The following is a 23647-nucleotide window of genomic DNA, read 5'->3' as shown; positions in this document are numbered from 1 at the left end:
GGCATTTTGCCCAAATGCCCCTCCGGGCCAAATGTGGGATAGCGCATAGACATTAGAGCTTGAAAAGCTCTAAGAAGATGCGGCCCTTTGGTCAGTTCCGTTGCAGGTTTGACGATGGATTACAGCCAGTTCTTCAATTCCGCCCTCGATCGTCTCCATGCCGAGCGCCGCTACCGCGTGTTCGCCGATCTCGAGCGCATCGCCGGCCGGTTCCCGCATGCGCTCTGGCATTCGCCCAAGGGCAAGCGCGATGTCGTGATCTGGTGCTCCAACGATTACCTCGGCATGGGCCAGCATCCGAAGGTGGTCGGCGCCATGGTCGAGACCGCAACCCGCGTCGGCACCGGCGCAGGCGGCACCCGCAACATCGCCGGCACGCATCATCCGCTGGTACAGCTCGAGGCCGAGCTCGCCGACCTCCACGGCAAGGAAGCGTCGCTGCTGTTCACCTCGGGCTATGTCTCGAACCAGACCGGCATCGCGACCATCGCAAAACTCATTCCGAACTGCCTGATCCTGTCGGACGAGCTCAACCACAATTCGATGATCGAGGGCATCCGCCAGTCCGGCTGTGAGCGCGTCGTGTTCCGCCACAATGATCTCGCCGATCTCGAAGCGCAGCTGAAGGCCGCGGGTGCGAACCGGCCGAAGCTGATCGCCTGCGAGAGCCTGTATTCGATGGACGGCGACGTCGCGCCGCTCGCCAAGATCTGCGACCTCGCCGAGAAATACGGCGCGATGACCTATGTCGACGAGGTCCACGCCGTCGGCATGTACGGCCCGCGCGGCGGCGGCATCGCCGAGCGCGACGGCGTCATGCATCGCATCGACATCCTCGAAGGCACGCTGGCGAAAGCGTTCGGCTGCCTCGGCGGCTACATCGCCGCCAACGGCCAGATCATTGACGCCGTACGCTCCTATGCGCCGGGCTTCATCTTCACCACCGCGCTGCCGCCGGCGATCTGCTCGGCCGCGACCGCCGCGATCAAGCACCTGAAGACCTCGAGCTGGGAGCGCGAGCGCCACCAGGACCGCGCCGCCCGCGTCAAGGCGATCCTCAATGCCGCCGGCCTGCCGGTGATGTCGAGCGACACCCATATCGTGCCGCTGTTCATCGGCAATGCCGAGAAGTGCAAGCAGGCCTCCGACCTGCTGCTGGAAGAGCACGGCATCTACATCCAGCCGATCAACTATCCGACGGTCGCCAAGGGCAGCGAGCGCCTGCGTATCACGCCCTCGCCCTATCACGACGACGGCCTGATCGATCAGCTCGCCGAAGCGCTGTTGCAGGTGTGGGACCGCCTCGGCCTGCCGCTCCGCGCGAAGTCGCTGGTGGCGGAGTAGGCTTTTCTTATCCTTCCTGGGGAGGGTAAGTGGCGGCACCGCCCGCGCGCGCCTTAACGACAACCCCAGTTCCCGCTCCGGCACGGCATTTCGCTGTCGCCTCCACCGGCCCAACGCGCTAGATTTACAGGGAAAATGAGAGCGGGCGCGGACACGCGCCCTGGGAGAAGCACGCTCGCCATGCTGCACGACTGGGGCGTGATCGCCGCGGCCTTCGGCTATATCGGCTTCCTGTTCCTGGTGGCGAGCCATGGCGACCGCCGCTCGCAGGCCAAGGCCGGCCGCGCGTCGGGGCTGATCTATCCGCTGTCGCTGGCGATCTACTGCACCTCCTGGACCTTCTTCGGCTCGGTCGGCTTCGCCACCCGCACCTCGACCGACTTCCTGGCGATCTATGTCGGTCCGATCCTGATGATCGGGTTAGGGGCCGGCGTCTTGCGCCGCGTGATCCAGCTCGCGAAAGCCCACAACATCACCTCGATCGCCGATTTCATCGGCGCGCGCTACGGCAAGAGTCAGGCGGTGGCGGCGACCGTGGCGCTGATCGCGATCATCGGCTCGGTGCCCTACATCGCGCTCCAGCTCAAGGCGGTGGCCTCCTCGCTCGAAACGATCCTGAGCGAGGACCAGGCCTTCTCCCACATCCCGATCCTCGGCGACATGGCGCTGATGGTGACGCTGGCGATGGCGGCGTTCGCCGTGCTGTTCGGCACGCGGCAGACCGATGCCACCGAGCACCAGCACGGCCTGATGCTGGCGGTCGCAACCGAATCCATCATCAAGCTGGTCGCCTTCCTTGCCGCCGGCATCTTCGTCACCTTCTGGATTTTCTCGCCGCACGAGCTGATCGAGCGGGCGATGAAGACGCCCGAGGCGGTGCGCGCCATCAACTATTCACCGTCGATCGGCAACTTCCTCACCATGACGCTGCTGTCGCTGTGCGCGATCATGCTGCTGCCGCGCCAGTTCCACGTCAGCGTGGTGGAGAATTCCTCGGATGCGGAGGTCGGCCGCGCGCGCTGGCTGTTCCCGCTCTACCTCATCGCCATCAATCTGTTCGTGATCCCGATCGCGATCGCCGGCCTCGTCAGCTTTCCGTTCGGCGCGGTCGACCCGGATATGTATGTGCTGGCGCTGCCGATGGAGGGCGGTGCAGGACTTCTCAGCGTTGCCATTTTCGTCGGTGGCCTGTCGGCTGCGACTGCAATGGTCATCGTCGAGTGCGTCGCGCTCTCCATCATGGTGTCGAACGACCTCGTGGTGCCACTGGTCTTGCAGCGGCGGCCGGAAGGGCGCACCGGCGGCGCCGATTTCAGCGACTTCCTGCTGCGCTCGCGCCGGCTTGCGATCTTCGCCATCATGGTGATGGCCTATTTCTACTACCGCGCGCTCGGCAACACCCAGCTCGCGGCGATCGGCCTGCTCTCCTTTGCCGCCATCGCCCAGCTTGCACCGAGCTTCTTCGGCGGGCTGCTGTGGCGGCGCGCGACCGCACGCGGCGCGATCGGCGGCATGCTGGTCGGCTTCGCGGTGTGGCTCTACACGCTGCTCATCCCGAGCTTCATGGATTCCTCGACGGCGGGCATCCTGCTGCTCCAGCACGGCCCGTTCGGGATCGAGGCGCTGCGGCCGCAGGCGCTGTTCGGCGCCGATTTGCCGCCGCTGATGCATGGCGTAATCTGGTCACTGTCGCTCAACATCCTCACCTATGTGCTGCTGTCGCTGGCGCGCCGGCCGTCCTCGATCGAGCTGGTGCAGGCCGATCTGTTCGTGCCCAACACGCTGGCGCCGATCTCCCCTAACTTCCGCCGCTGGCGTACCACCGTCACGGTGCAGGATATCCAGAGCACGGTCGCGCAATATCTCGGACCCGACCGCGCACGGCATTCGTTCGAGGCCTTCTCGGCGCGGCGCAACGTGCGGCTCGAGCTAGGGGCCCCCGCCGATTTCGAGCTGTTGCAGCATGCCGAGCACCTGATCGCCTCCTCGATCGGAGCCGCCTCCTCGCGGCTCGTGATGTCGCTGCTGCTGCGCAAGCGGACGGTGTCCGCCAAGGCTGCGCTGAAGCTGCTCGACGATTCCCATGCGGCGCTGCATTTCAACCGCGAGATCCTCCAGACCGCGCTCAACCATGTCCGCCAGGGCATCGCGGTGTTCGATGCCGATCTGCAGCTGATCTGCTCCAACCGGCAGTTCGGCGATCTCCTCAACGTTCCCCCGCATTTCATCCAGTTCGGCACGCCGCTGCGCGAGATCCTGGAATTCATGGGCGTCAGCGATCCGGCCGATCAGACCGACCGCGAGGCGATGATCGAGCAGCGGCTCATAGCCTACACCACCGACAGCGAGCCCTATCTCGAACGCCTGCCCGAACGCCACATGGTGATCGAGGTGCTCACCAACCGCATGCCCGGCGGCGGCTTCGTCATCACCTTCACCGACGTCACGCCCACCTTCGAGGCCGCCGAAGCGCTCGAGCGCGCCAACGCGACGCTGGAAAAGCGCGTGCGCGACCGCACCGAGGAGCTGACCCGGCTGAACTCGGAGCTGGCGCTGGCCAAGAGCGCCGCGGAGGACGCCAGCATCTCCAAGACGCGCTTCCTCGCCGCGGCCAGCCACGACATTCTCCAGCCGCTGAACGCGGCGCGGCTCTATGTCACGAGCCTGGTCGAGCGTCAGCACAGCGGCGAGGAGACGCGGCTCGTCGAGAACATCGACGAGTCGCTGCAGGCGATCGAGGAGATCCTCGGGGCGCTGCTCGACATCTCCCGGCTCGACGCCGGCGCGATGACGACCTCGATCTCGAGCTTCAAGATGGCCGACCTGATGCGCTCGCTGGAGATCGAGTTCGCGCCGATCGCGCGCGCCAAGCACCTGGAGCTGGTCTTCGTACCCTGCTCGCTGCCGGTCGAGTCCGACCGGCTCTTGCTGCGGCGGCTGCTCCAGAACCTGATCTCCAACGCGATCAAATACACCCCGCGCGGCCGGGTGCTGGTTGGCTGCCGCCGTCAGGGTCCCTCGCTCAAGATCTGCGTCTACGACACCGGTGTCGGCATCCCGCTGGTCAAGCGCGGCGAGATATTCAAGGAATTCCACCGCCTCGAGCAGGGCGCCCGGATCGCGCGCGGCCTCGGCCTCGGCCTGTCGATCGTCGAGCGGCTGGCGCGCGTGCTCAAGCACGGCATCGCCATCGACGGCAACAGAAGCGGCGGCTCGGTGTTTTCCGTGACGGTGCCGACGGCGAAGGCGATCACCCACACCGCCGCCGTGACCAGCGCGACCCCGCTCGCGCGCAGGCCGATCTCGGGCGCCCTGATCGTCTGCATCGAGAACGACGCCGCGATCCTCGACGGCATGCGCACACTCCTGAAGGCGTGGGACGCCGAGGTGATCGCGGTTGCCGATCCCGAGGGCGCGATCGCCGCGATCGAAACCGCCGGCCGGCGCGTCACCGGCCTGCTGGTCGACTATCATCTCGACCGCGGCAACGGCATCGCCGCGATCCGCGACATCCGCCGCCGCTTCGGCGACACCATCCCGGCGATCCTGATCACCGCCGACCGCAGCCCCGCCGTGCAGGTCGCTGCGCGTGAGGAGAAGATCGCGGTGCTCAACAAGCCGGTGAAGCCGGCCTCGCTCCGCGCCCTGCTCGGACAGTGGCGCACGCAGCAGATGGTCGCGGCGGAGTGAGTTGGGGTCAGTAGTCGGTCGAGACGCTGAGCGCGCGCCATCTCTCCAACTCGTCGAGGCGTTGCCGATCCGCCGTTGCGATGGCATTGACGGCGTCGCTGCCGAGCGCGATCCGCAGAGGCGGACGATCCATCTCCACAAGCTTCAACAGCGCAGTGGCGGCCTTTGCCGGATCGCCCGGCTGGCGGCTGTCGTAGTCGCGCTGCATCCTGACGGCGGCGCCAACAACGGCGTCGTACTCGGCACGCCCCTCATCGGTCGCATGCGCTGATTGCGCGAATCCTGTCCGGAAGCCGCCGGGCTCGACAATCGTCACATGCACGCCGATCAGCGCCATCTCGCGCGCGAGCGACTCCGAAAAGCCTTCGATGCCCCATTTCGCGGCCGAATAGGCCGCGCGGGCCGGCGCACCGATCCGCCCGCCGACGGACGAGAATTGCACGATATGCCCGCGACGCTGCCGGCGCAGCACCGGGATCGCCGCCTTGGTGACGATGATGGTGCCGATCAGATTGACCTCGATCTGCTGACGGAACGAGTCCAGGCTCGTATCCTCGACCGATCCCAGTTCGCCAAACCCGGCGTTGTTCACGACCACATCGATGCCGCCGAACGCCGTCACGGCAAGGTCGATGGCGGCTTGCGCTGCCGCCTCATCGCTCACGTCGAGCGCTGCAAGCCGGAGGCTGTCGGCGAAGCGATCAAGCAGCGGTTCAAGCGGCTTTGTGTCTCGGGCCGAGGCGACCACACGATTTCCTGCCGCAAGTGCGGCTTCCGTGATCGCGCGTCCAAGCCCACGAGAGCTGCCGCTGATGAACCAGGTCTTCGGCATGGGCGTTTCCCCGCGGCTCAAGGCGCAAGCCGCGTGAACACGTAGTCGCGACTCTTCGCACGGGCTTCGTGACAGCCCCAGCAGGTGCGGTGCTGGGCTTCGTCGACCGGCTTGCCGTCGACGAAGCGGCCAAAGCCCCAGCCGCCCGTCGAGGCATACTTTTTGGAATCCTTGACCATCACCTGCACCGTGGTGGCAGCGCCGGGAATCGTCGCGGATGCGAATTCGGGCGACTGCTTCCGCTTCCAGGCGCGCTTGACCAGAACGGTGCCGTCCGGGAATGGAAGCTTGCCGGCCTGATACGCGTCGATCGCGGTCTGATTGCCGACCACGGCGCGCAACTCGTCGAGGGGAGCCGCTTCCTCGGCCGGCGCGATCAGCTCCCATTGCTTGTAGCCCTGCGGGACCGTGACGTCGAAGATCGGCGAGGCATCGGCTGTCGCGGGCGCTTCCGCGAAAGCGATCGTGACGAGATAGGGCACGCAGGTCAGGACGACGACGAGGAGCAGCACCGCCAGCGCGATCATCGTCGTATAAGATAGAAATTTGGTCTTTTCAGATTTCATGGTCGTCATGATGCTTCATCGAATTGAGATCGCATGTGGTACCTCGGTCCAGCCGCGCCGGACCGAGGTGCTCGGCAAAAATCCTCAGGCGCCGCCGTCGGCGTCGATGACGGCCTTGGCAAACGCCTGCGGCGCTTCCTGCGGCAGATTGTGGCCGATGCCGCCGGTGATCAGGCGATAGTCGTAGCGGCCGGAGAACTTCTTGGCATAGGCGCTGGCGTCGGGATGCGGCGCGCCGTTGGCATCGCCCTCCATCGTGATCGTCGGCACGCTGATGACGGGCGTCGCCGCGAGCTTCTTTTCGAGCGGCTCGTATTTCACCTCACCCTGGGCGAGCCCGAGCCGCCAGCGGTAATTGTGGATCGTGATCGCGACATGATCCTTGTTGTCGAGCGCCGCCGCGCTGCGCGCGAAGGTGGCATCGTCGAACTTCCACTGCGGCGAGGCGAGCTTCCAGATCAGTTTTGCGAAATCATGCGTGTACTTTTCATATCCGGCGCGGCCGCGCTCGGTCGCGAAATAGAACTGGTACCACCATTGCAGCTCGGCCGACGGCGGCAGCGGCGCATTGCCGGCGGCCTGGCTCGAGATCAGATAGCCGCTGACCGACACCAGCGCGCGGCAGCGCTCCGGCCACAGCGCGGCGATGATGTCGGCGGTGCGCGCGCCCCAATCGAAACCGGCAACGACCGCCTGCTTGATGTCGAGCTTGTCCATCAGTGCGATGATGTCGGTGGCGATGGCGGCCGGCTCGCCGTTGCGCGGCGTCTCGCCGGAAAGGAACTGCGTCGAGCCGTAGCCGCGCAGATAAGGAATGATCACGCGATAGCCGGCCTTGGCCAGGATCGGCGCGACGTCGACGAAGGCGTGAATGTCGTAGGGCCAGCCGTGCAGCAGGATCGCCACGGGGCCGTTCGAGGGACCGGCCTCGGCATAGCCGACGTTGAGGACGCCGGCATCGATCTGCTTGATCGGCCCGAAGGACGTGTTCGATGCGGACGATTTCGCCGCTTCCGTCTCGGCGCGGGCGAGGTCGATCACGCCGAGACCGACGGCGACGGTTCCTGCGGCGACGCCAAAAAACTTGCGGCGGTGCTGGTCGATGATCTGCTTCATGGTGTTGCTACCTTCTTGATGGTTGATGGTGCGTCAGATCAGCGCGACCGTGACGTCGATGTTGCCGCGGACGGCCTTGGAATAAGGGCAGATCTGGTGCGCGTCATCGATGATGCCGCGCGCGATCTCGGGGTCGAGGCCCGGCAGGCTGACATTGAGGCGCGCGCGAAGCGAATAAGCCCCTTCGTCGAGCAGAAGATCAATTTCCGCATCGATCGCACTTTTTCTCGGAAGCACGATTTTCCGCTTGCGCGCCGCGATCTCCATCGCGCCCTCGAAGCAGGCCGACCAGCCGGCCGCGAACAATTGCTCGGGATTGGTGCCGATGCCGGCGGCGCCCGGCGGCGACAGCTTGACGTCGAGGCGGCCGTCGGAGCTGCGCGACATGCCGTCGTGCCGCCCGCCGCTGGTGTGGATCCTCGCCGTGTAGAGCAGCTTTGCCGCTTGCGTCATGAAGGTTCTCCTTGCCGTCACGCCACTGACTATCAGCGGCGGCCGCGAGACACCCGTTTGGACTTGTGAGAAGTTGTGAGGACGACGCTTGCACGCCTCACAAGGCCTGCATGTGCGGTCTGATGCCGATGCAGCGAAGGTCTTGCCCGATCGTCGTCATCTGGCTATCCGGTCGGTTCGAAAGGACCAAGATTCCGCCATGACCGAGCCGGCCGGCCCCGCAACGGAAACACGATCGTTCGGGCCATTCACCGTGACACCGCATGAAAGGCTCGTGACGCGCGATGGCGTCGCGCTGCCGCTCGGCGCAAAAGCCTTCGACACGCTGATCGCGCTGATGTCGCGGCCGAACGAGGTCGTCAGCAAATGGGATCTGATGGCGCTGGTGTGGCCCGGCATCACCGTCGAAGAGGCCAATCTGCGCTTTCACGTCGCAGCGCTTCGTAAGGCCCTTGGCGATGGCAAGGACGGCGCCCGCTACATCACCACCCTGTCCGGCCGCGGCTATTGCTTCGTGGCGCCGATCTCGCAGGCGGAGATTCCGCCGGTACGGCGCCCCGCACCGCGGATGGAACTGCCGCCCGTCAAGCTGCCGAATCGGCTGCAGCGGATGGTCGGGCGCGACGATGCGATCGCCGCCGTCTCGGACAAGCTCGTCACCTCGCGCTTCGTCACGATCGTCGGCCCCGGCGGCGTCGGCAAGACCGCTGTCGCGGTGGCGATCGCCCACGACCTGCTCGAAACATTCTCCGATGCCGCGCACTTCGTCGACCTTGCCGCGCTCAGCGATCCCGATCTCGTCATCACCTCGATCCTGCTGATGCTCGGCCTGCCGGCCGAGGCCGACGATCCGCTGCCTGCGCTGCTCGCGCATCTGCGCGACAAGCGGATGCTGCTGATCCTCGACAATTGCGAGCACGTCATCGCCGCCGCGGCACCGCTGGCTGCGGAGATCTTCCACGCCGCACCGCATGTCCATATCCTGGCGACGAGCCGCGAAGCCCTGCGTGTCGAGGGCGAGCAGGTCTATCGGTTGGCGCCGCTCGCCGTTCCGCCCGACGGCTCCGGACTGACGGCCGCTGCAGCGCGGACCTATCCGGCACTTCAGCTCTTCCTGGAACGCGCCACAGCCGGCGGAGCGCAGATCGCGCTCGACGATGCCAATGCCGCGATCATCGCGAGGATCTGCCGCAAGCTCGACGGCATGGCGCTCGCAATCGAGCTCGCCGCCGGCCGGATCGAAGCCTACGGCCTGGAGCAGACGGCCACGCTGCTCGACGAGCGCCTCAATCTGCTCTGGCAGGGCCAGCGGACCGCGCCGCAGCGACAGAAGACGTTGCAGGCGACGCTGGACTGGAGCTACGGGCTGCTGTCGGACACCGAGCGCCTCGTGCTGCGCAGGCTCGCGGTCTTCGCCGGGCATTTTACCATCGACGCCGCGCTCGAGATCGTGCCGGACGAGCATGTCGACCGCACCCGGCTGTTCGATGCCGTCGACAGCCTCGTCGCCAAGTCGATGGTCGCGCCGCGACCGATCGGCGCCATGATGCGCTACCGTCTGCTCGACACGACGCGCGCCTATCTGCTCGAGGTCGAGCCGGATGACGCGGCGCTTGCGGCCCGCCATGCAACCTACTACCGGCGATGGCTGGAACAGGCCGGCGCGACCTGGGCGACGGTGCCGAGCGCAGACGAGCGGGCGATCCATTTCTCCGCGCTTCACAACGTGCGCGCCGCGCTCGACTGGTGTTTTGGCAAAGGCGGCGATGTCGGCATCGGCATTGCGCTCGCCGCCGCTGCGGCGCCCATCTTCCTCGCGATGTCCTTGCTGATCGAATGCCGGCGCTGGTCTGAACGGGCGCTGCTTGCGATCGATCCGTCCGCGCGCGGCAGCACTGAAGAAATGCACATCCAGGCCGCCCTCGGCCTGACCTTGATGTTCACGCGCGGCGGCAGCGAGGCGGCGCGTGCGGCCCTGAGCCGGAGTCTTGCGATCGCCGAGGCACGAGGCGATGCGCCGAACCAACTCCAGCTGCTCGGCCGGATGCATATCTTCCACGAGCGGATGGGCCAGTTCGATGCTGCGCTCGGCTACGCGCAGCAGAGTCTCGTGGTTGCCGAAACGCTCGGCGATGCCGCCTCGATCGCCCTCGCAAGTTCGCTGCTGGGTGTCTCCTTGCATCTGGCCGGCGAGCATCGCGACGCATTGAACATGCTCGAGGCCGCCTGGCGGGGGCCGGGCACGGAACGGATCAGTACCGTCTACGGCTTCGATCATCGCAACCGGGCCGGCATCACGCTCGCGCGGGAGCTCTGGTTGCAGGGCCGGCCCGCGGATGCGCGGGAGCTGGCGCAACAAACGATTACCGAGGCTGCGCAGATGGACCACCCGATCACGCTCTGCATCGCGCTGATCTGGGCGGTGTCGATCGATCTCTGGAGCGGAGACCTCGAGGCTGCGGAAGCGAACATCGACCGCTTCATCGCACATGCCCAATCGCGCTCGATGGGTCCCTATCTGGCGGTGGGCCGCGGCGTCAAAGGAGAGCTGGCGATCCGGCGGGGACACGTCGCCGATGGCGTCGAGACGATCCGGGCTTGCCTGCGCGAGCTCCACGAGGCCGGCTACGAGCTGCTCACCACGACGTTCAACATCGCGTTGGTCCAAGGTCTGTTGGCGCTCGGCGAGATCGAGCAGAGCGCGCGCCTGATCGACGATGCCAACCGCCTCGTCGAGCAAGGCGGCGACCATCTCTACATGCCCGAGCTGCTGCGGATGAAAGCCAAGGTGCTGCAGTCCCTCCGCGAGCCGAATGCTGGGGAAGCAGAAGCCCGCTTCATGCAGTCACTGGATTTGAGCCGTCGCAAAGGCGCAAAAGCCTGGGAGCTGCGGGCAGCGATCGATCTGGCCGAGCTTCTTACCGAACCCGACCGCCGCGAGGAAGCGAAACAATTGCTTCGGTCGGCCCTCGACGGCTTTGCCGAGGGATCGGAGACGGCGGATATTCGGGCCGCCAACGAGTTGCTGCGGACATTATAGGGGCCGCCCCGCATCAAGCTCCGTCATCCCTGCGTAACGGCGAAGCCGTTATCGCTGGAGGCGCTCGCGAAGCAAGCCTCGAAGGATGAGCGGCCGAGGTGCCAGCCGGGCCGTTTATCCTTCGAGGCCTCCGCTGCGCTCCGGCGCCCCAGGATGACGGTTCTGATATTACCCCGTCGGCGTGCCCTGCTTCCACTGCCCGCCGGCGATCTTTGCAGCCGCGATCACGGCTTGCGTGCGGCTCTCGACGCCAAGCTTTTGCAGGATCGCCGAGACATGCGCCTTGATGGTGGCCTCGGAGACGCCGAGCTCGTAGGCGATCTGCTTGTTGAGCAACCCCTCCGACAGCATCATCAGCACCCGGACCTGTTGCGGGGTCAGCGTCACCAGGCGGTCGCGCAGGCGCGTCATGTCGGGGTCGGCGGCGGCCGACAGGTCGGTGTCGGCGGGAACCCAGACGTCACCCTCCATCACCTTGAGAATGGCGTCGCGCAGCGTCTCGACGCCGAATCGCTTGGGAATGAAACCGGAGGCACCGAAATCGAGTGAACGGCGGATCGTGGCACTGTCGTCGGAGGCCGAGACGATCACGACCGGGATGGCCGGATATTGCGCACGCAGATAGATCAGGCCGGAAAAGCCGGAGATCCCGGGCATCGAGAGGTCGAGCAGGACCAGATCGACGTCGGACGTCTGTTCCAGCAGTTTCGTCAGATCCTCGAACGATCCGGCCTCGTCGATCCTGGCCGAGGTCAGGACGCCCGCCACCGCTTGCCGCAAGGCGTCGCGGAACAGGGGGTGGTCATCGGCGATGACGAGATGGGTCGAGGGAGCGTTCATCGTTCTCTTGCTGGCAGTCGTACCGGGCCAGTAGGCCGGCCCGGGGCCTTGGTCAATTCTTTCCCGAGCGGTCGTGGCATGCAAGCGGACATTATCCCTTTGCGGGAACGGGGTTAATCCACAGGCGGAGGCACGGCGCCCGGTCGCGGGAATGCGGTGTCAGGTGCGCGTCAGTGCGCAAGGCCGAAAGTCGTATTGGGGCGGGTTTCACGCCGATGTTACCTTGCGGGCAAGACCTGGGTCGATCTGGCACGGCTGGACATCCGGGGCGCGAGGAAACGATTTTCGGGGAGCGACTCAATATGTCGACAATGGCTGTGTCTCAAACAGGCGCCGGAGGGATGACGAAGGACGAACGGTTCGTCATTCTCGCCTCCTCGCTCGGTACCGTCTTCGAGTGGTACGACTTCTACCTCTACGGTTCGCTGGCCGGCATCATCGGCGCGCAGTTCTTCTCGGCCTATCCCCCGGCAACCCGCGACATCTTCGCGCTGCTGGCGTTTGCCGCCGGCTTCCTGGTGCGTCCGTTCGGCGCGATCGTGTTCGGCCGCGTCGGCGACATCGTCGGCCGCAAATACACCTTCCTTGTCACCATCCTGATCATGGGTCTGTCGACCTTCATCGTCGGCCTCCTGCCGAACGCGGCGACCATCGGCATCGCGGCCCCGATCATCCTGATCGCGTTGCGCCTCGCCCAGGGCCTGGCACTCGGCGGCGAATATGGCGGTGCGGCGACCTATGTCGCGGAGCACGCGCCGAACGGCAAGCGCGGCTACTACACCTCCTTCATCCAGACCACCGCGACGCTCGGCCTGTTCCTGTCGCTGCTGGTGATCCTGTTCACCCGCTCCGCCCTCGGCGAACCCGAATTCGCGGCCTGGGGCTGGCGCATTCCGTTCCTGGTCTCGGTGCTGCTGCTGGGCGTCTCGGTCTGGATCCGGCTGCGCCTGAATGAATCGCCGATCTTCCAGAAGATGAAGGACGAGGGCAAGAGCTCGACGGCGCCGCTGACGGAGGCCTTCGGCAACTGGCAGAACGGCAAGCTGGTGCTGCTCGCGCTGCTTGGCGGCGTGATGGGCCAGGGCGTGGTCTGGTACACCGGCCAGTTCTATGCGCTGTTCTTCCTGCAATCGATCCTCAAGGTCGACGGCTACACCGCCAACCTGTTGATCGCCTGGTCGCTGCTGCTCGGCACCGGCTTCTTCATCGTGTTCGGCGTGCTCTCCGACAAGATCGGCCGCAAGCCGATCATCCTCGGCGGCTGCCTGATCGCGGCGCTGACCTTCTTCCCGATCTTCAAGATGATCACCACCAACGCCAACCCGGCGCTGGAGAAGGCCATCGAGCAGACCAAGGTCGAGGTCGTGGCGGATCCCGCGGGTTGCGGCGACCTGTTCAACCCGGTCGGCACCCGCGTTTTCAGCGCGCCTTGTGATACCGCACGTGCCTACCTGTCGCAGTCGTCGGTCAAGTACACGACCGTTCCGAGCGCGGCAGGCTCGGGCGTGAAGGTGATGGTCAACGGCAAGGAAGTTGCCTACGCCAACGCCAAGGACGGCAATCCGGCGCTGCTCGCCGCCGTGCAGGCCGCCGGCTATCCGAAGGCCGGCGACGCCGGCATCGTGAAGATGTCGCATCCGTTCGACATCTTCCGTCCGCAGGTGGCCGCGGTTATCGGACTGCTGTTCGTCCTGGTGATCTTCGTCACCATGGTGTACGGCCCGATCGCCGCGATGCTGGTCGAATTGTTCCCGACCCGCATCCGCTACACCTCGATGTCGCTGCCCTACCACATCGGCAACGGCTGGTTCGGTGGCCTCTTGCCTGCGACCGCCTTCGCCATCGTGGCCTCGACGGGCGATATCTATGCGGGTCTCTGGTATCCGGTCATCTTCGCATCGATTACCGTGGTGATCGGCCTGCTCTTCCTGCCCGAGACCAAGGACGTCGACATCAAGGCGACCTGATCGAAAACAGCGATTTCAACCAACACGAACCGGCCGCGGTCTCCGCGGCCGGTTTTGTTTTGATCAGCGCGACGCGCCGACGAATTGCAGTACGACCTCGCGCCGATGCGGGCGGGTACGATGCTCGATCAGATAGATCGCCTGCCAGGTGCCGAGTGCAAGCGCGCCATTCAGAACCGGGACGTGCAGTGAAGTCCCCGTCAGCATGGTCTTGATATGCGCCGGCATATCGTCCGGGCCTTCCGTGTCGTGAGTCCAGCCTGCATCTTCATCGTCAGGCGCGAGCCGCGCCAGCACCGTGGAGAGATCGACCAGCACGGAAGGGTCGGCATTCTCCTGGATTGTCAGCGACGCCGAGGTGTGACGGATGAACAGCGTCAGCGCCCCGTCCCGCGCATGAACGTCGGCGACGAACTTCGCGGCCTCGCCGGTGAGATCGATGAAGCCGCAGCCCTGTGTCTGCATGGTGAGCAGCGACGACGCGATGGTGGTGGCCTGTACCGACGAGGGCGCCGAGCGCGTGATGGATTTGGCTGTTGTCATGAAAGCCTCTCAACTCGGAAAGCTGCCGTAGGGTGGGCAAAGGCGCGTAGCGACGTGCCCACCATCTCGCTTCATCCTATGAATTGGTGGGCACGCTTCGCTTTGCCCACCCTACGGCACCTCGCCATGCGCTAAATCTTCCCCGACACATCCTTCTGCACGCGGTTGGCCATGTCGATCAGCCGGCGCCAGGCCTTCTCCAGGAACGACATCACGCGATCGACATCCTGGTCGCTCGGCAGCGGAATCTCGATCTTGCGGTCGCCCTCGGCGACCTTTGGTTCTCTTGCTTGCGGCTCCGCCTTCTTGAGCGGGTCGGATTTCGGCAGCGCCTCGTCGATCTTGCCTGACACGGTCGGTCCCGCGGCGAGCTGTCCCTTCAGCTTCTCGACTTCGGCCTGGAGCCGGCCGATCTCGGCGTCGAGCGCGATCCGTTCGTCGGGCACCGCATAGCAGGCCCAGCCGGTGCCGTTCCTGGTGCAGGTCGACACGGTGCCGGTGCGGGTATCGAGCCGCAGCACGCCGTCGGCGATGGGCGTCATGCTGTAGCGGCCGTTTTCGCCGTCAGGCGCGGATTGTGCGGCAACGAGGCCACCGCCGACGGTCATCGCCGCGGCGAATACCGCCGCCGCAAGCCATGATGCAGTGGGTGAATTCGCTGGTCTCATCGCGCTCTCCGCCATGGCGCTTCTGCGTCTCTTCTCAATTCTACACCCCGGCGAGGCAATCTGCCGCCCAAAACAGGCAACCGATATCAACGATCGCGGCAATCGCTTTGATCCCGTCAGCAGGGCGAAATGGCGGTCATATCCGCCGATCATGAGAGGAGCTGCTGCGGTGCGGCGTCACGCTGTGTGCAGTGCTGCCGCTCACGCCAATATCATCAATAAAATCAGGTACATAATAGAAAGCGACGCAATCGTGACTTGGCTTGACTTGATTATAGGCCATCAGTATGGTCCGCGCGGCTTTTGAGGGTGGCGGGCGCAATTTCCATTCAGCCGCGGCGTTTCGGGTCTTCGTTGCATGACACAGGGCACGGGACACGGCGAGAATGGAGATCGCGATAGATCGCCCGAGGAAGCTGCGCTTTCCGAACGGCTCGGAAATCTCGATCAGCGGTTGTCCGAGTTTCGCGACCGCCGGATCAAGACCGAGCAACCCGCAGGTGACGGTGAAGACAGAGCGGCCAGAGCTTCGGCGATGGCGCTTGGTTTCCGGTTATCCTCCGAGTTGATCGCCGGTGTCGTCGTCGGAGCGGGGATTGGCTGGGGGTTCGACCGCTTGCTGTCGACGTCGCCTTTCGGATTTATCGTGTTCCTGCTGCTGGGCTTCGTGGCCGGTGTGGTGAATGTGGTGAGAACGGCGGGTGCGGGTCAGAACAGGCGCGGTGGTTCTTAAGCGATCCGCTCAGGAGAGGAATGATCGTACCGGCCTCGCCGGTGCGGGCCGGCCCGGCCGGCAGACCGAGACCCGCCGGCATTGCCCGGCAGACCAAGAGATGCCGCGCTGATGAAAATCGACCCGATCCACCAGTTCAACATCGAGCCTCTCTTCACCCTGGGCCATATCGGCAATCACACGATCGCCTTCACCAATTCGTCGCTCTACATGCTGGTGGCGGTCGCGATCATCTCGATCCTGATGCTCGCCAGCGGCACGCAGCTGGTTCCCGGGCGCCTCCAGTCGGTCGCCGAGATTTCCTACGAGTTCGTCGCCTCGACCATCCGCTCGACCGCCGGCTCGGAAGGCATGAAGTTCTTCCCGCTGATCTTCTCGCTGTTCATGTTCATCTGCGTCTCGAACCTGGTCGGCATCATCCCCTATACCTTCACGATCTCGAGCCACCTGATCGTGACCGCCGCGCTCGCGCTGCTGGTCTTCTTCACCGTTCTGATCTACGGCGTCGCCAAGAACGGCCTGAAGTTCTTCTCGATCTTCGTGCCCCACGGCGTCCCCGGCTACATCCTGCCGCTGGTGATGTTCATCGAGATCCTGTCGTTCTTCCTGCGGCCGGTCTCCCACAGCGTCCGTCTGTTCGCCAACATGCTGGCCGGCCACATCGCGCTGAAGGTGTTCGCGGGCTTCGTCGCCATGCTGGGCTTCTCGCTCGGGGCGCTGGGCTGGGTCGGCGGCGTGCTGCCGCTGGCGCTCACGGTCGCGCTGTACGCGCTCGAGATTCTGGTCGCGTTCCTGCAAGCCTATGTGTTTGCGATCCTGACCTGCATCTACCTCAACGACGCCATTCATCCGGGACACTGAGCGGTCCGGGGAATTTCCACCCACAACCCAATCTTTCTTCCAAGGAGTCTAAAATGGATCCGGCAGCAGCAAAACTTATCGGCGCGGGCATCGCATGCATCGGCATGGGCGGCGCGGGCGTCGGCGTCGGCGTGATCTTCGGCAACTACCTCGCCGCGGCCGTTCGCAACCCCTCGGCCGCTCAGGGCCAGTTCGGCAACCTGATCTTCGGCTTCGCCGTGACCGAAGCGCTCGGCATTTTCTCGCTGCTGATCGCGCTGCTGCTGCTGTTCGTTCCGCTCTGAGGACGACGTTTTTCGCGCCGTTCCATCCCGATGGGATGGCGCGTGTGACAGCAACAGGAGAACTCCGTGGCTGAAAGTCATGGCGGCGCAAAAGGTCCGGCGGCGGGCGCTCACACCGAGGCTGACGGTGGTCACCACGGTGGCGGGTTTCCGCCGTTCGAGAGCAGCAACTACGCTTCGCAGCTGGTGTCGCTCGCGATCTTCTTCGTCCTGCTTTACGTGATCGTGTCCAAGCTCGCTCTGCCGAAGGTCGGCGGTGCGATCGAGGCGCGTCAGAACAAGATCGAGGGTGACCTCGCCGAAGCGCAGAAGCTGAAGGACCAGTCCGATGCGGCGCTGAAGGCCTATGAAAGCGAGCTCGCCTCGGCGCGCACGCGTGCACAGGCCATCGGCAACGAATCCCGCGACAAGGCGAATGCGCAGGCGGAAGCCGAGCGCAAGACCCTGGAAGAGCAATTGGCGGCCAAGCTCGCCGAGGCGGAGAAGACCATCGCCTCGACCCGCGCCACCGCCATGCGCAACGTCCGCGGCATCGCGGCCGATGCGGCAGGCCAGATCGTGCAGCAGCTCACCGGCGTCGTTCCCGACGCCGGGTCGGTCAATGCTGCGGTCGATGCGTCCCTGAAAGGTTAGTCGAGATGTTCTTCGATCCTGAAACCTGGGTCGCCATCGCCTTCGTGATCCTGATGGTCGTGTTCGGCTATCTCGGGGTCTTCAAGTCGGCGATGTCGGCGCTCGACAAGCGCGCCGAGCGCATCAAGACCGAGCTCGACGACGCGACGCGCCTCAAGCAGGAAGCGGCCAAGGTGCTCGCCGACTACAAGGCGCGCAGTGCCACCGCCGAGCGCGAGGCCGCCGACATCATCGCCAACGCCAAGTCCGAAGCCGAGCGCATCGCGACCGAGGCCAAGGCGAAGATGGAAGACTTCGTCGCCCGCCGCACCAAGACCGCGGAGAGCAAGATCGCGCTCGCCGAGGCCCAGGCGCTGGCCGACGTCCGCGCCGCAGCCGCGGAAGCCGCCGTCCAGGCCGCCTCCACGATCCTGTCGCAGTCGGTCAGGGGCCAGGTCGCCGACGACCTGCTCGCCAAGGGCATCACCGAGGTTCGCCAGAAGCTGAACTGAGGGCTTTGTCCTCACCAATCAAAAAGCCGGCGCGATCAGCGCCGGCTTTTTTGTTGGCCGGGTTGACAGCATCCAAAATCGCGGTGTCATCGCCCGCGAAGGCGGGCGATCCAGTACGCCGCGGCTTCTCGACTCTTGCCTCGCTGTCTCGGAGTACTGGATTGCCCGCCTTCGCGGGCAATGACAGTTGAGCTTGTGGCACAACCTCGGCCTACTTCTTCTTCCGCGCCTTCGGCTCGGGCGCGAGCGCCTGCGGGTCGAAGCCGACATAGAAGATATAGGAATCGGCGACCTTGGCCGACGGCACCGGATAGGCCAGATCCTCGGCGACGAAGGTGAAGGGCACGCTGCCGCCGCCGGTCATCTCGACCGTGGTCCGGTAGGCCTTCGAGGCAATCACCTTCTCGCCGACGCCGCCCTGCACCACCGCGATGCGCAACGGCACCTCGACGGTCGAAGGCGCGCCGGCGGGGCCGGCGATGACGCGGCCCTGGATACCGATCCGGGCCGTGATATCGCCGCCGCTCCGGACACATTCACGCGCCATCTTGGTGATGGTGGCCTGGAAGCGGATCTCATTGCCGACGGCCGGCTTGCCGGTGACGCCAACCGCGTAGGTCGAGGCCCCCGCGCGCACCGTGACCTGCGGACAATCGACGTCGTCATCCGCCGCCGGCTGGCCGGGCGCGGGCGCCGGCTTGGGCTGGGCCGGCTCGTCCGACTGGCCGCCGAACAAGCTCTTGAAGCGGTCGCTCAAGGACTGGGCCGCCACCGGCGAGACGGAGGCGAGCGCAACCGACAACGCCAGCGCGATCCCCGTCCCCCGCCGCAACGCATTCCGCGACGACCGAAGCTCCTTCACCATCAACGCCCATACTCCATGACTATTGTCCGGCCGGTTGCCGGCCACGCGTTATATCGCCAAAATCGGCGAACCCAAGGCAAGCGAAAAGGCAAACGAACAAGGCAACACCATAGAGACTTTGGCCGCATGGGGGGGGCAGCTCAGCCGCGGAAATCCTCGTGCAGCAGGCCGAACAGCAAATGGTCCTGCCAGATGCCGTTGATGCAGAGGTAGCGGCGCGCCAGGCCCTCGCGGGAGAAGCCGCACTTCTCCAGCACCCGGATCGACGGCGCATTGGTGGGAATGCAGGCGGCCTCGACCCTGTGCAGATTGAGCTCGCCGAACAGCGTCGGCAGCAGCACCCGGAGCGCGGCCGTCATGTAGCCGCGATGGGCATGCGGCTTGCCGACCCAGTAGCCGATGGTGCCGGCCTGCACGATGCCGCGGCGGACATTGGCGAGCGTGATGCCGCCGACCATGGCGCCATCGAGTTCGCGGAAGACCAGAAAGGGATAGGAGCGGTCCGCGGCGATGTCCTCGGAATAGCGCCGCAGCCGGCGGCGGAAGCCGGACCGGGTCAGATCGTCAGACGGCCAGATCGGCTCCCAGGGCGTCAGGTAATCGCGACTGGACTCGCGCAAATGCGCCCACTGCAAGAAGTCCGACATTTGCGGCGCGCGCAGCAAGAGCCCGTTGCCGCGCGGTGCGAGGGCGGCGGGTCCACTGGATGGCAGGCGAAACAGGGCCATGGTGATGCTTCCCGGGGCAGATCAGCCCGCGCGCGGCTCCTAATGCAGTCGCGCCTTGGCACGTGCCCGGGTCAATCCTTCCGCAAAAGACACCGCCGTGTCCAGACCCCTGCCACTGCCCAATGCGACAACCGCAGGGCGGCTCCGCGAAAGCAGCGCACGCGCCGCGTCCCGGGTCGATTCGACACTGACGGCGTCGATTCGGGCCACCAGCTCCTCGACCGTCTGCGGCCGGCCATAGGCCAGCACGTGCCGGGCGAGCTGTTCGGCGCGGGACGAGCAGCTCTCCAGCGCCATCAGGAGGCCCGCCTTCATCTGCGCCTTGGCGCGCGCGATCTCGGCCTCGGTCAGCGTCTCGACCGAATCGTTCATGATGTCGACCACGACCTCCATCATCTCCGGCGCGTCGGCCGGATCGGTGCCGGTGTAGAGGCCGAAGAAGCCGGTGTCGGTATAGGGCGCGTGGAACGAGTAGATCGAGTAGCAGAGCCCGCGCTTCTCGCGCACCTCCTGGAACAGCCGCGACGACATCCCGCCGCCGAGGATGTTGGTGAAGACCTGGAGCGAGAACAGCGACAGATCGTTCTGCGGCACGCCTTCCAGCGCCAGCGTCAGATGCGCCTGCTCGAGCTCGCGATGCACCACCTTGGCGCCGCCCTTGCCGAACTGGGCGGTTTGCGGCTTCGGACCCGGCGTCCCCTCGAAGCTGGCAAAGCGCTTCTCGACCTCGGCGACCACCTGCTTGTGATCGACCCCGCCGGCTGCCGCCACCACCATGTCGGGCCCGCGATAATGCGTCGACAGATAGCCGCGCAACATGTCGCGGTTGAAGGCGCGCAGGGTCTTGGCGGTGCCGAGCAGCGAGCGGCCCATCGGCTGGTCGGGATAGCAAAGCTCGTTGAGATGCTCGAACACGACGTCGTCGGGCGTGTCCTGCGCCGCGCCGATCTCCTGCACGATGACGTTCTTCTCGCGCTCGAGCTCGTCGGGCTCGAAGGCGGGATTGGCCAGGATGTCGGCGAGCACGTCGAGCGCGAGCGGCACGTCGGCCTTCAGCACCCGCGCATAATAGGACGTGGTTTCGGTCGAGGTGCCGGCATTGAGGTCGCCGCCGACCGCCTCGATCTCCTCGACGATCTCGCGCGAGGAGCGCTTGGTCGTGCCCTTGAATGCCATGTGTTCGAGCAGATGCGAGATACCGTGCTCGTTCGGCTTCTCGTCGCGCCCGCCGACGCCGGCCCAGACGCCGAGCGCCGCGGTTTCGAGATGGGGCATCTTGTCGGTGACGACGGTCAGGCCGGAGGCAAGCTTGGAGATCTCGACGCTCATCCGGCAACTCCCTGTTTTGCGGCGCGGCTGACCGACAGCACGAACCGCTCGACCTCGCCCTGGTCGTTCTTCATCACCTTCATGTGTTCGGATTTGGTCATGAGGCCGTCGAGCCAGGCAGGCAGTTGCGGCCGCTGGCCGCAGGCCGCTTCGACCGCGTCGGGAAATTTGGCCGGGTGGGCCGTGGACAGCACGATGCTGGGAACCGTCGTGTCGGTGGTGTCGCGGTCGGCGACGGCAAGCGCGACTGCGGTATGAGGATCGACCAGTTCGCCCGCCTCGCGCCAGGCGGCGCGGATCGCGGCCGCAGTTTCGGTCTCGTCGGCACGGCCGGCGTCGAACTCCTCGCGGATTGCCGCCAGCGTCGCGTCAGGCAGCACGAAGCGCCCCGACTGCTTCAACGAGTCCATCAGGCGGCGCACGCCGGCGGCATCGCGCCGGCCGGCCTCGAACAGCAGCCGCTCGAAATTCGAGGAGATCTGGATGTCCATCGAGGGCGACGCGGTGGCGTGCACCTCGCGCACCTCGTAGATCCCGGTCTTGAGCGTGCGCGCCAGGATGTCGTTGACGTTGGCGGCGATGTTCAGGGTGCGCACCGGCAGCCCCATGCGCTTGGCGACATAGCCGGCAAAGATGTCGCCGAAATTTCCGGTCGGCACGACGAAATCCACCGAGCGCGCCGGCGCACCGACGGCGACGGCGGAGGTGAAGTAATAGACCACCTGGGCGACGATGCGCGCCCAGTTGATGGAGTTGACGCCCGACAGCGCGGTCGCATCGCGGAAGCGGTGGTTGTTGAACATCCCCTTCACGAGCGCCTGGCAGTCGTCGAACGTACCTTCGATGGCGAGCGCATGGACGTTGGCCGCGCCTGTCGAGGTCATCATCCGCCGCTGCACCTCGGAGATGCGGCCGTGCGGAAACAGCACGATGAGATCGACGTTCTCGAGCCCGGCAAAGGCTTCGACTGCAGCGCCGCCGGTGTCGCCTGATGTCGCCACCACGATGGTGGTGCGCTGGCCGCGCTTGGCGAGCACGTGGTCCATCAGCCGCGAGATCAGCTGCATCGCCACGTCCTTGAAGGCGAGCGTCGGACCGTGGAACAGCTCCAGCACGAACTGGTGCGGCGCCATCTGGCGCAGCGGCACCACCACCGGATGGCGGAAGGTGGCATAGGCCTCGTTCGCCATGCGGCCGAGGTCAGCGTCCGAAATCTCGCCGCCTGTGAAGGGACGGATCACGTCGACCGCCACCTCCCAATAGGGACGGCCGAAGAAGCCCGCGATGGCCTCGGCCGGGAGCTGTGGCCAGGTCGCCGGCACATACAGGCCGCCGTCGCGGGCAAGCCCTGTCAGCATCACGTCGCAGAAGCCGAGTTCGGGGGCCTCGCCCCGGGTCGAGATATAACGAGTCAAACTGCCCTCCAAAGGCCGGCCGGGCCTGAGCCAGATCCGTAAGCCTTTGATTTTACGAAATTACTTGTTAACAGCCAGCGGCTTTGAGCCACCATAAAGTGTTTTGCGGCATCGGGAAACCGCTTCCCGCCGGGGCCCTGCCCAACGAAAAAGGGCTGCGGCGATACCGCAGCCCCTCTCTTGGAAGGTCTGTCGTTGATATGTGCAGACCCGGTTTGTCTCGTGGGGGTCGCCGACCCGCCGGAACTATCGGCCCACGTTCTCGTCGCCCGTCATGAAATCGTCAAGGGAGAAAACGGCGAGTCCGGGAAGATGTTCCTATTTTTCCCGGAACGCCTCCGCCATCGCGCGCGCCGCCGCATGAGTTTTGGTGCGGCATTGCCGCTTTTTCCCGAAAAATCGAATGACCCGGGAACGATCGCCACCTCCGCCCATTGTGTCGGCGGATGGTCTCGGTCGTGTCCATGCATTGCCCGGCTGCGCGCCGAAACCGATCCGCCCCGCCGAACCGGCTGCATCCTGGAGCAGCCGGTTCGGTGCCCGGGCCTCCGGTGCCCTGGGGCCTCAGCTCATCCCGATTTCCACTGCGATCCTGATCAGGTCGGAATGGTTCTTGGCGCCAAGCTTCTGCTTGAGCAGGGACGTGGTGTTGGCGACCGTCTTGTAGGAGATGCCGAGCGCCTCGGCGACCTCGACGATCTTGTCGCCGCGCCCGAGCAGGCGAAGAATTTCAAGCTCTCGCGGCGTCATCTGCGAGGCCGGATTGGCCTTGATCGCCGCGCCCGAGAACGTCACGGCCTCCGCGAGCTGCGGCGAGATGAAATTGTCGCCCGCGACCACCTTGCGCACCGCTTTCAGCAGAATCCGGGGATCGTCGCCCTTGGAGACATATCCCTGCGCGCCCAGCTCGACCGCCCGCACCACGAAGGCCGGATCGTCGTTCATGCTGAACATGATGATCTTGGCGTCGGGGTCGTCCTTGCGGATCCGCCGCATCAGCTCGAAGCCGGAGACGTCGGGCAGGCTGATGTCGATGACGGTGACGTCCGGCCGCTTGCTGACATAGGCGCGATGCCCGGATTTGGCGTCGGTCGCCTCGTCGATACGGATCGAATGGTCGGACGCGAAAAGGGTGCGGCAACCGGACAGCACGACGGGATGGTCGTCGACGATCAGGACCTTGGTCGCCGGCTTGGCGGTATCTTGCATCGCGCGCTCTCTTGTTTTTCAACTCATAGACCTGCGGGAA

21 protein-coding genes are annotated in these 23647 nt (G+C 65.5%); 9 read left to right on the top strand and 12 right to left on the bottom strand.

The genetic code is table 11. From position 1 onward, the window contains the following. The first annotated feature begins 114 nt into the window (after positions 1-114). Both hemA and I3J27_RS03870 read left to right on the top strand, forming a co-directional pair. On the top strand, positions 115-1344 hold the full coding sequence (gene hemA, locus I3J27_RS03875; RefSeq protein ID WP_270165469.1) for a 5-aminolevulinate synthase: 1230 nt from the start codon (positions 115-117) through the stop codon (positions 1342-1344). A 180-nt stretch (positions 1345-1524) separates the two neighbouring features. Continuing rightward, positions 1525-5034, top strand: a complete 3510-nt coding sequence (locus tag I3J27_RS03870) for a PAS domain-containing hybrid sensor histidine kinase/response regulator (RefSeq protein ID WP_270165467.1) — start codon at positions 1525-1527, stop codon at positions 5032-5034. 7 nt (positions 5035-5041) lie between these two features. Here the strand turns inward: I3J27_RS03870 and I3J27_RS03865 are convergent, their stop codons facing one another. From I3J27_RS03865 to I3J27_RS03850, 4 genes are all read right to left on the bottom strand, one after another. Continuing rightward, entirely contained in the window at positions 5042-5866 is an 825-nt protein-coding gene (locus I3J27_RS03865) for an SDR family NAD(P)-dependent oxidoreductase (protein WP_270165465.1), read from the bottom strand. Positions 5867-5883: 17 nt separating this feature from the next. Continuing rightward, positions 5884-6393 carry a cytochrome P460 family protein gene (locus I3J27_RS03860; RefSeq protein WP_370692005.1) on the bottom strand — a complete coding sequence of 170 codons (510 nt, stop codon included), beginning with the start codon at positions 6391-6393 and terminating at the stop codon, positions 5884-5886. A gap of 123 nt (positions 6394-6516) precedes the next feature. Next, positions 6517-7548, bottom strand: a complete 1032-nt coding sequence (locus tag I3J27_RS03855) for an alpha/beta fold hydrolase (protein ID WP_270165461.1) — start codon at positions 7546-7548, stop codon at positions 6517-6519. 33 nt (positions 7549-7581) lie between these two features. Continuing rightward, on the bottom strand, positions 7582-8001 hold the full coding sequence (locus tag I3J27_RS03850) for an organic hydroperoxide resistance protein (RefSeq protein ID WP_270165459.1): 420 nt from the start codon (positions 7999-8001) through the stop codon (positions 7582-7584). A 199-nt stretch (positions 8002-8200) separates the two neighbouring features. Between I3J27_RS03850 and I3J27_RS03845 the strand changes: the two genes are divergently transcribed. Further along, the gene (locus I3J27_RS03845; RefSeq protein WP_270165458.1) at positions 8201-11041 is read left to right on the top strand and encodes an ATP-binding protein; all 2841 of its coding nucleotides are present in this window, start codon (positions 8201-8203) and stop codon (positions 11039-11041) included. A 168-nt stretch (positions 11042-11209) separates the two neighbouring features. Here I3J27_RS03845 and I3J27_RS03840 read toward each other — a convergent pair whose 3' ends face one another. Next, positions 11210-11881 (bottom strand): response regulator, encoded by a 672-nt coding sequence (locus tag I3J27_RS03840; protein WP_270165457.1) that lies wholly within the window; start codon positions 11879-11881, stop codon positions 11210-11212. A gap of 341 nt (positions 11882-12222) precedes the next feature. Here I3J27_RS03840 and I3J27_RS03835 point away from each other — a divergent pair, with 341 nt between their 5' ends. Beyond that, positions 12223-13848: an MFS transporter gene (locus I3J27_RS03835; protein ID WP_270165456.1), complete on the top strand. Its 1626-nt coding sequence runs from the start codon at positions 12223-12225 to the stop codon at positions 13846-13848. Between the two features lie 63 nt (positions 13849-13911). On the opposite strand, the gene I3J27_RS03830 is transcribed toward I3J27_RS03835, so the two are convergent. Next, positions 13912-14391: a secondary thiamine-phosphate synthase enzyme YjbQ gene (locus tag I3J27_RS03830; protein WP_270165455.1), complete on the bottom strand. Its 480-nt coding sequence runs from the start codon at positions 14389-14391 to the stop codon at positions 13912-13914. Between the two features lie 131 nt (positions 14392-14522). Further along, the gene (locus I3J27_RS03825) at positions 14523-15059 is read right to left on the bottom strand and encodes a hypothetical protein (RefSeq protein WP_270165454.1); all 537 of its coding nucleotides are present in this window, start codon (positions 15057-15059) and stop codon (positions 14523-14525) included. A 358-nt stretch (positions 15060-15417) separates the two neighbouring features. Here I3J27_RS03825 and I3J27_RS03820 point away from each other — a divergent pair, with 358 nt between their 5' ends. The 5 genes from I3J27_RS03820 (at position 15418) to I3J27_RS03800 (ending at position 18061) form a co-directional block, all read left to right on the top strand. Beyond that, a complete protein-coding gene (locus tag I3J27_RS03820; RefSeq protein ID WP_270165453.1) occupies positions 15418-15792 on the top strand; it encodes an AtpZ/AtpI family protein in 375 nt (124 codons plus the stop codon). A 111-nt stretch (positions 15793-15903) separates the two neighbouring features. Next, positions 15904-16653 carry a F0F1 ATP synthase subunit A gene (locus I3J27_RS03815; RefSeq protein ID WP_247324656.1) on the top strand — a complete coding sequence of 250 codons (750 nt, stop codon included), beginning with the start codon at positions 15904-15906 and terminating at the stop codon, positions 16651-16653. Between the two features lie 53 nt (positions 16654-16706). Then, positions 16707-16937 (top strand): F0F1 ATP synthase subunit C, encoded by a 231-nt coding sequence (locus I3J27_RS03810; RefSeq protein WP_007599451.1) that lies wholly within the window; start codon positions 16707-16709, stop codon positions 16935-16937. Between the two features lie 66 nt (positions 16938-17003). Continuing rightward, positions 17004-17570, top strand: coding sequence for a F0F1 ATP synthase subunit B (locus I3J27_RS03805; protein WP_270165424.1), 567 nt, complete (start codon positions 17004-17006; stop codon positions 17568-17570). A gap of 5 nt (positions 17571-17575) precedes the next feature. After that, complete coding sequence (locus I3J27_RS03800; protein WP_270165422.1) at positions 17576-18061, top strand: F0F1 ATP synthase subunit B family protein; 486 nt, start codon at positions 17576-17578, stop codon at positions 18059-18061. Positions 18062-18272: 211 nt separating this feature from the next. Here I3J27_RS03800 and I3J27_RS03795 read toward each other — a convergent pair whose 3' ends face one another. The 5 genes from I3J27_RS03795 to I3J27_RS03775 form a co-directional block, all read right to left on the bottom strand. Further along, entirely contained in the window at positions 18273-18926 is a 654-nt protein-coding gene (locus I3J27_RS03795; protein WP_270165420.1) for a hypothetical protein, read from the bottom strand. A gap of 140 nt (positions 18927-19066) precedes the next feature. Next, entirely contained in the window at positions 19067-19654 is a 588-nt protein-coding gene (locus I3J27_RS03790; RefSeq protein ID WP_270165418.1) for a GNAT family N-acetyltransferase, read from the bottom strand. A 39-nt stretch (positions 19655-19693) separates the two neighbouring features. After that, a complete protein-coding gene (locus I3J27_RS03785) occupies positions 19694-20983 on the bottom strand; it encodes a M16 family metallopeptidase (protein ID WP_270165417.1) in 1290 nt (429 codons plus the stop codon). Next, on the bottom strand, positions 20980-22398 hold the full coding sequence (gene thrC / locus I3J27_RS03780) for a threonine synthase (RefSeq protein ID WP_270165415.1): 1419 nt from the start codon (positions 22396-22398) through the stop codon (positions 20980-20982). Before thrC ends, I3J27_RS03785 begins: the two co-directional genes overlap by 4 nt. A 564-nt stretch (positions 22399-22962) precedes the next feature. Then, a complete protein-coding gene (locus I3J27_RS03775; protein WP_027561968.1) occupies positions 22963-23607 on the bottom strand; it encodes a response regulator transcription factor in 645 nt (214 codons plus the stop codon). Between the last annotated feature and the right edge of the window lie 40 nt (positions 23608-23647).

The sequence above is a fragment of the Bradyrhizobium xenonodulans genome (assembly GCF_027594865.1).
Lineage (GTDB): Bacteria > Pseudomonadota > Alphaproteobacteria > Rhizobiales > Xanthobacteraceae > Bradyrhizobium > Bradyrhizobium xenonodulans.
This window is presented reverse-complemented; position numbering and strand designations above follow the sequence as displayed.

What these genes read in the sequence shown, in the direction of transcription:
- I3J27_RS03830 (WP_270165455.1), bottom strand. Translation starts at nt 14,391, where the DNA reads ATGACAACAGCCAAATCCATCACGCGCTCGGCGCCCTCGTCGGTACAG.
- I3J27_RS03790 (WP_270165418.1), bottom strand. Translation starts at nt 19,654, where the DNA reads ATGGCCCTGTTTCGCCTGCCATCCAGTGGACCCGCCGCCCTCGCACCG.
- I3J27_RS03850 (WP_270165459.1), bottom strand. Translation starts at nt 8,001, where the DNA reads ATGACGCAAGCGGCAAAGCTGCTCTACACGGCGAGGATCCACACCAGC.
- I3J27_RS03815 (WP_247324656.1), top strand. Translation starts at nt 15,904, where the DNA reads ATGAAAATCGACCCGATCCACCAGTTCAACATCGAGCCTCTCTTCACC.
- hemA (WP_270165469.1), top strand. Translation starts at nt 115, where the DNA reads ATGGATTACAGCCAGTTCTTCAATTCCGCCCTCGATCGTCTCCATGCC.
- I3J27_RS03820 (WP_270165453.1), top strand. Translation starts at nt 15,418, where the DNA reads ATGACACAGGGCACGGGACACGGCGAGAATGGAGATCGCGATAGATCG.
- I3J27_RS03835 (WP_270165456.1), top strand. Translation starts at nt 12,223, where the DNA reads ATGACGAAGGACGAACGGTTCGTCATTCTCGCCTCCTCGCTCGGTACC.
- I3J27_RS03840 (WP_270165457.1), bottom strand. Translation starts at nt 11,881, where the DNA reads ATGAACGCTCCCTCGACCCATCTCGTCATCGCCGATGACCACCCCCTG.
- I3J27_RS03870 (WP_270165467.1), top strand. Translation starts at nt 1,525, where the DNA reads ATGCTGCACGACTGGGGCGTGATCGCCGCGGCCTTCGGCTATATCGGC.
- I3J27_RS03855 (WP_270165461.1), bottom strand. Translation starts at nt 7,548, where the DNA reads ATGAAGCAGATCATCGACCAGCACCGCCGCAAGTTTTTTGGCGTCGCC.
- I3J27_RS03785 (WP_270165417.1), bottom strand. Translation starts at nt 20,983, where the DNA reads ATGAGCGTCGAGATCTCCAAGCTTGCCTCCGGCCTGACCGTCGTCACC.
- I3J27_RS03825 (WP_270165454.1), bottom strand. Translation starts at nt 15,059, where the DNA reads ATGAGACCAGCGAATTCACCCACTGCATCATGGCTTGCGGCGGCGGTA.
- I3J27_RS03810 (WP_007599451.1), top strand. Translation starts at nt 16,707, where the DNA reads ATGGATCCGGCAGCAGCAAAACTTATCGGCGCGGGCATCGCATGCATC.
- I3J27_RS03775 (WP_027561968.1), bottom strand. Translation starts at nt 23,607, where the DNA reads ATGCAAGATACCGCCAAGCCGGCGACCAAGGTCCTGATCGTCGACGAC.
- I3J27_RS03865 (WP_270165465.1), bottom strand. Translation starts at nt 5,866, where the DNA reads ATGCCGAAGACCTGGTTCATCAGCGGCAGCTCTCGTGGGCTTGGACGC.
- I3J27_RS03795 (WP_270165420.1), bottom strand. Translation starts at nt 18,926, where the DNA reads ATGGTGAAGGAGCTTCGGTCGTCGCGGAATGCGTTGCGGCGGGGGACG.
- I3J27_RS03845 (WP_270165458.1), top strand. Translation starts at nt 8,201, where the DNA reads ATGACCGAGCCGGCCGGCCCCGCAACGGAAACACGATCGTTCGGGCCA.
- I3J27_RS03860 (WP_370692005.1), bottom strand. Translation starts at nt 6,393, where the DNA reads ATGATCGCGCTGGCGGTGCTGCTCCTCGTCGTCGTCCTGACCTGCGTG.
- I3J27_RS03800 (WP_270165422.1), top strand. Translation starts at nt 17,576, where the DNA reads ATGTTCTTCGATCCTGAAACCTGGGTCGCCATCGCCTTCGTGATCCTG.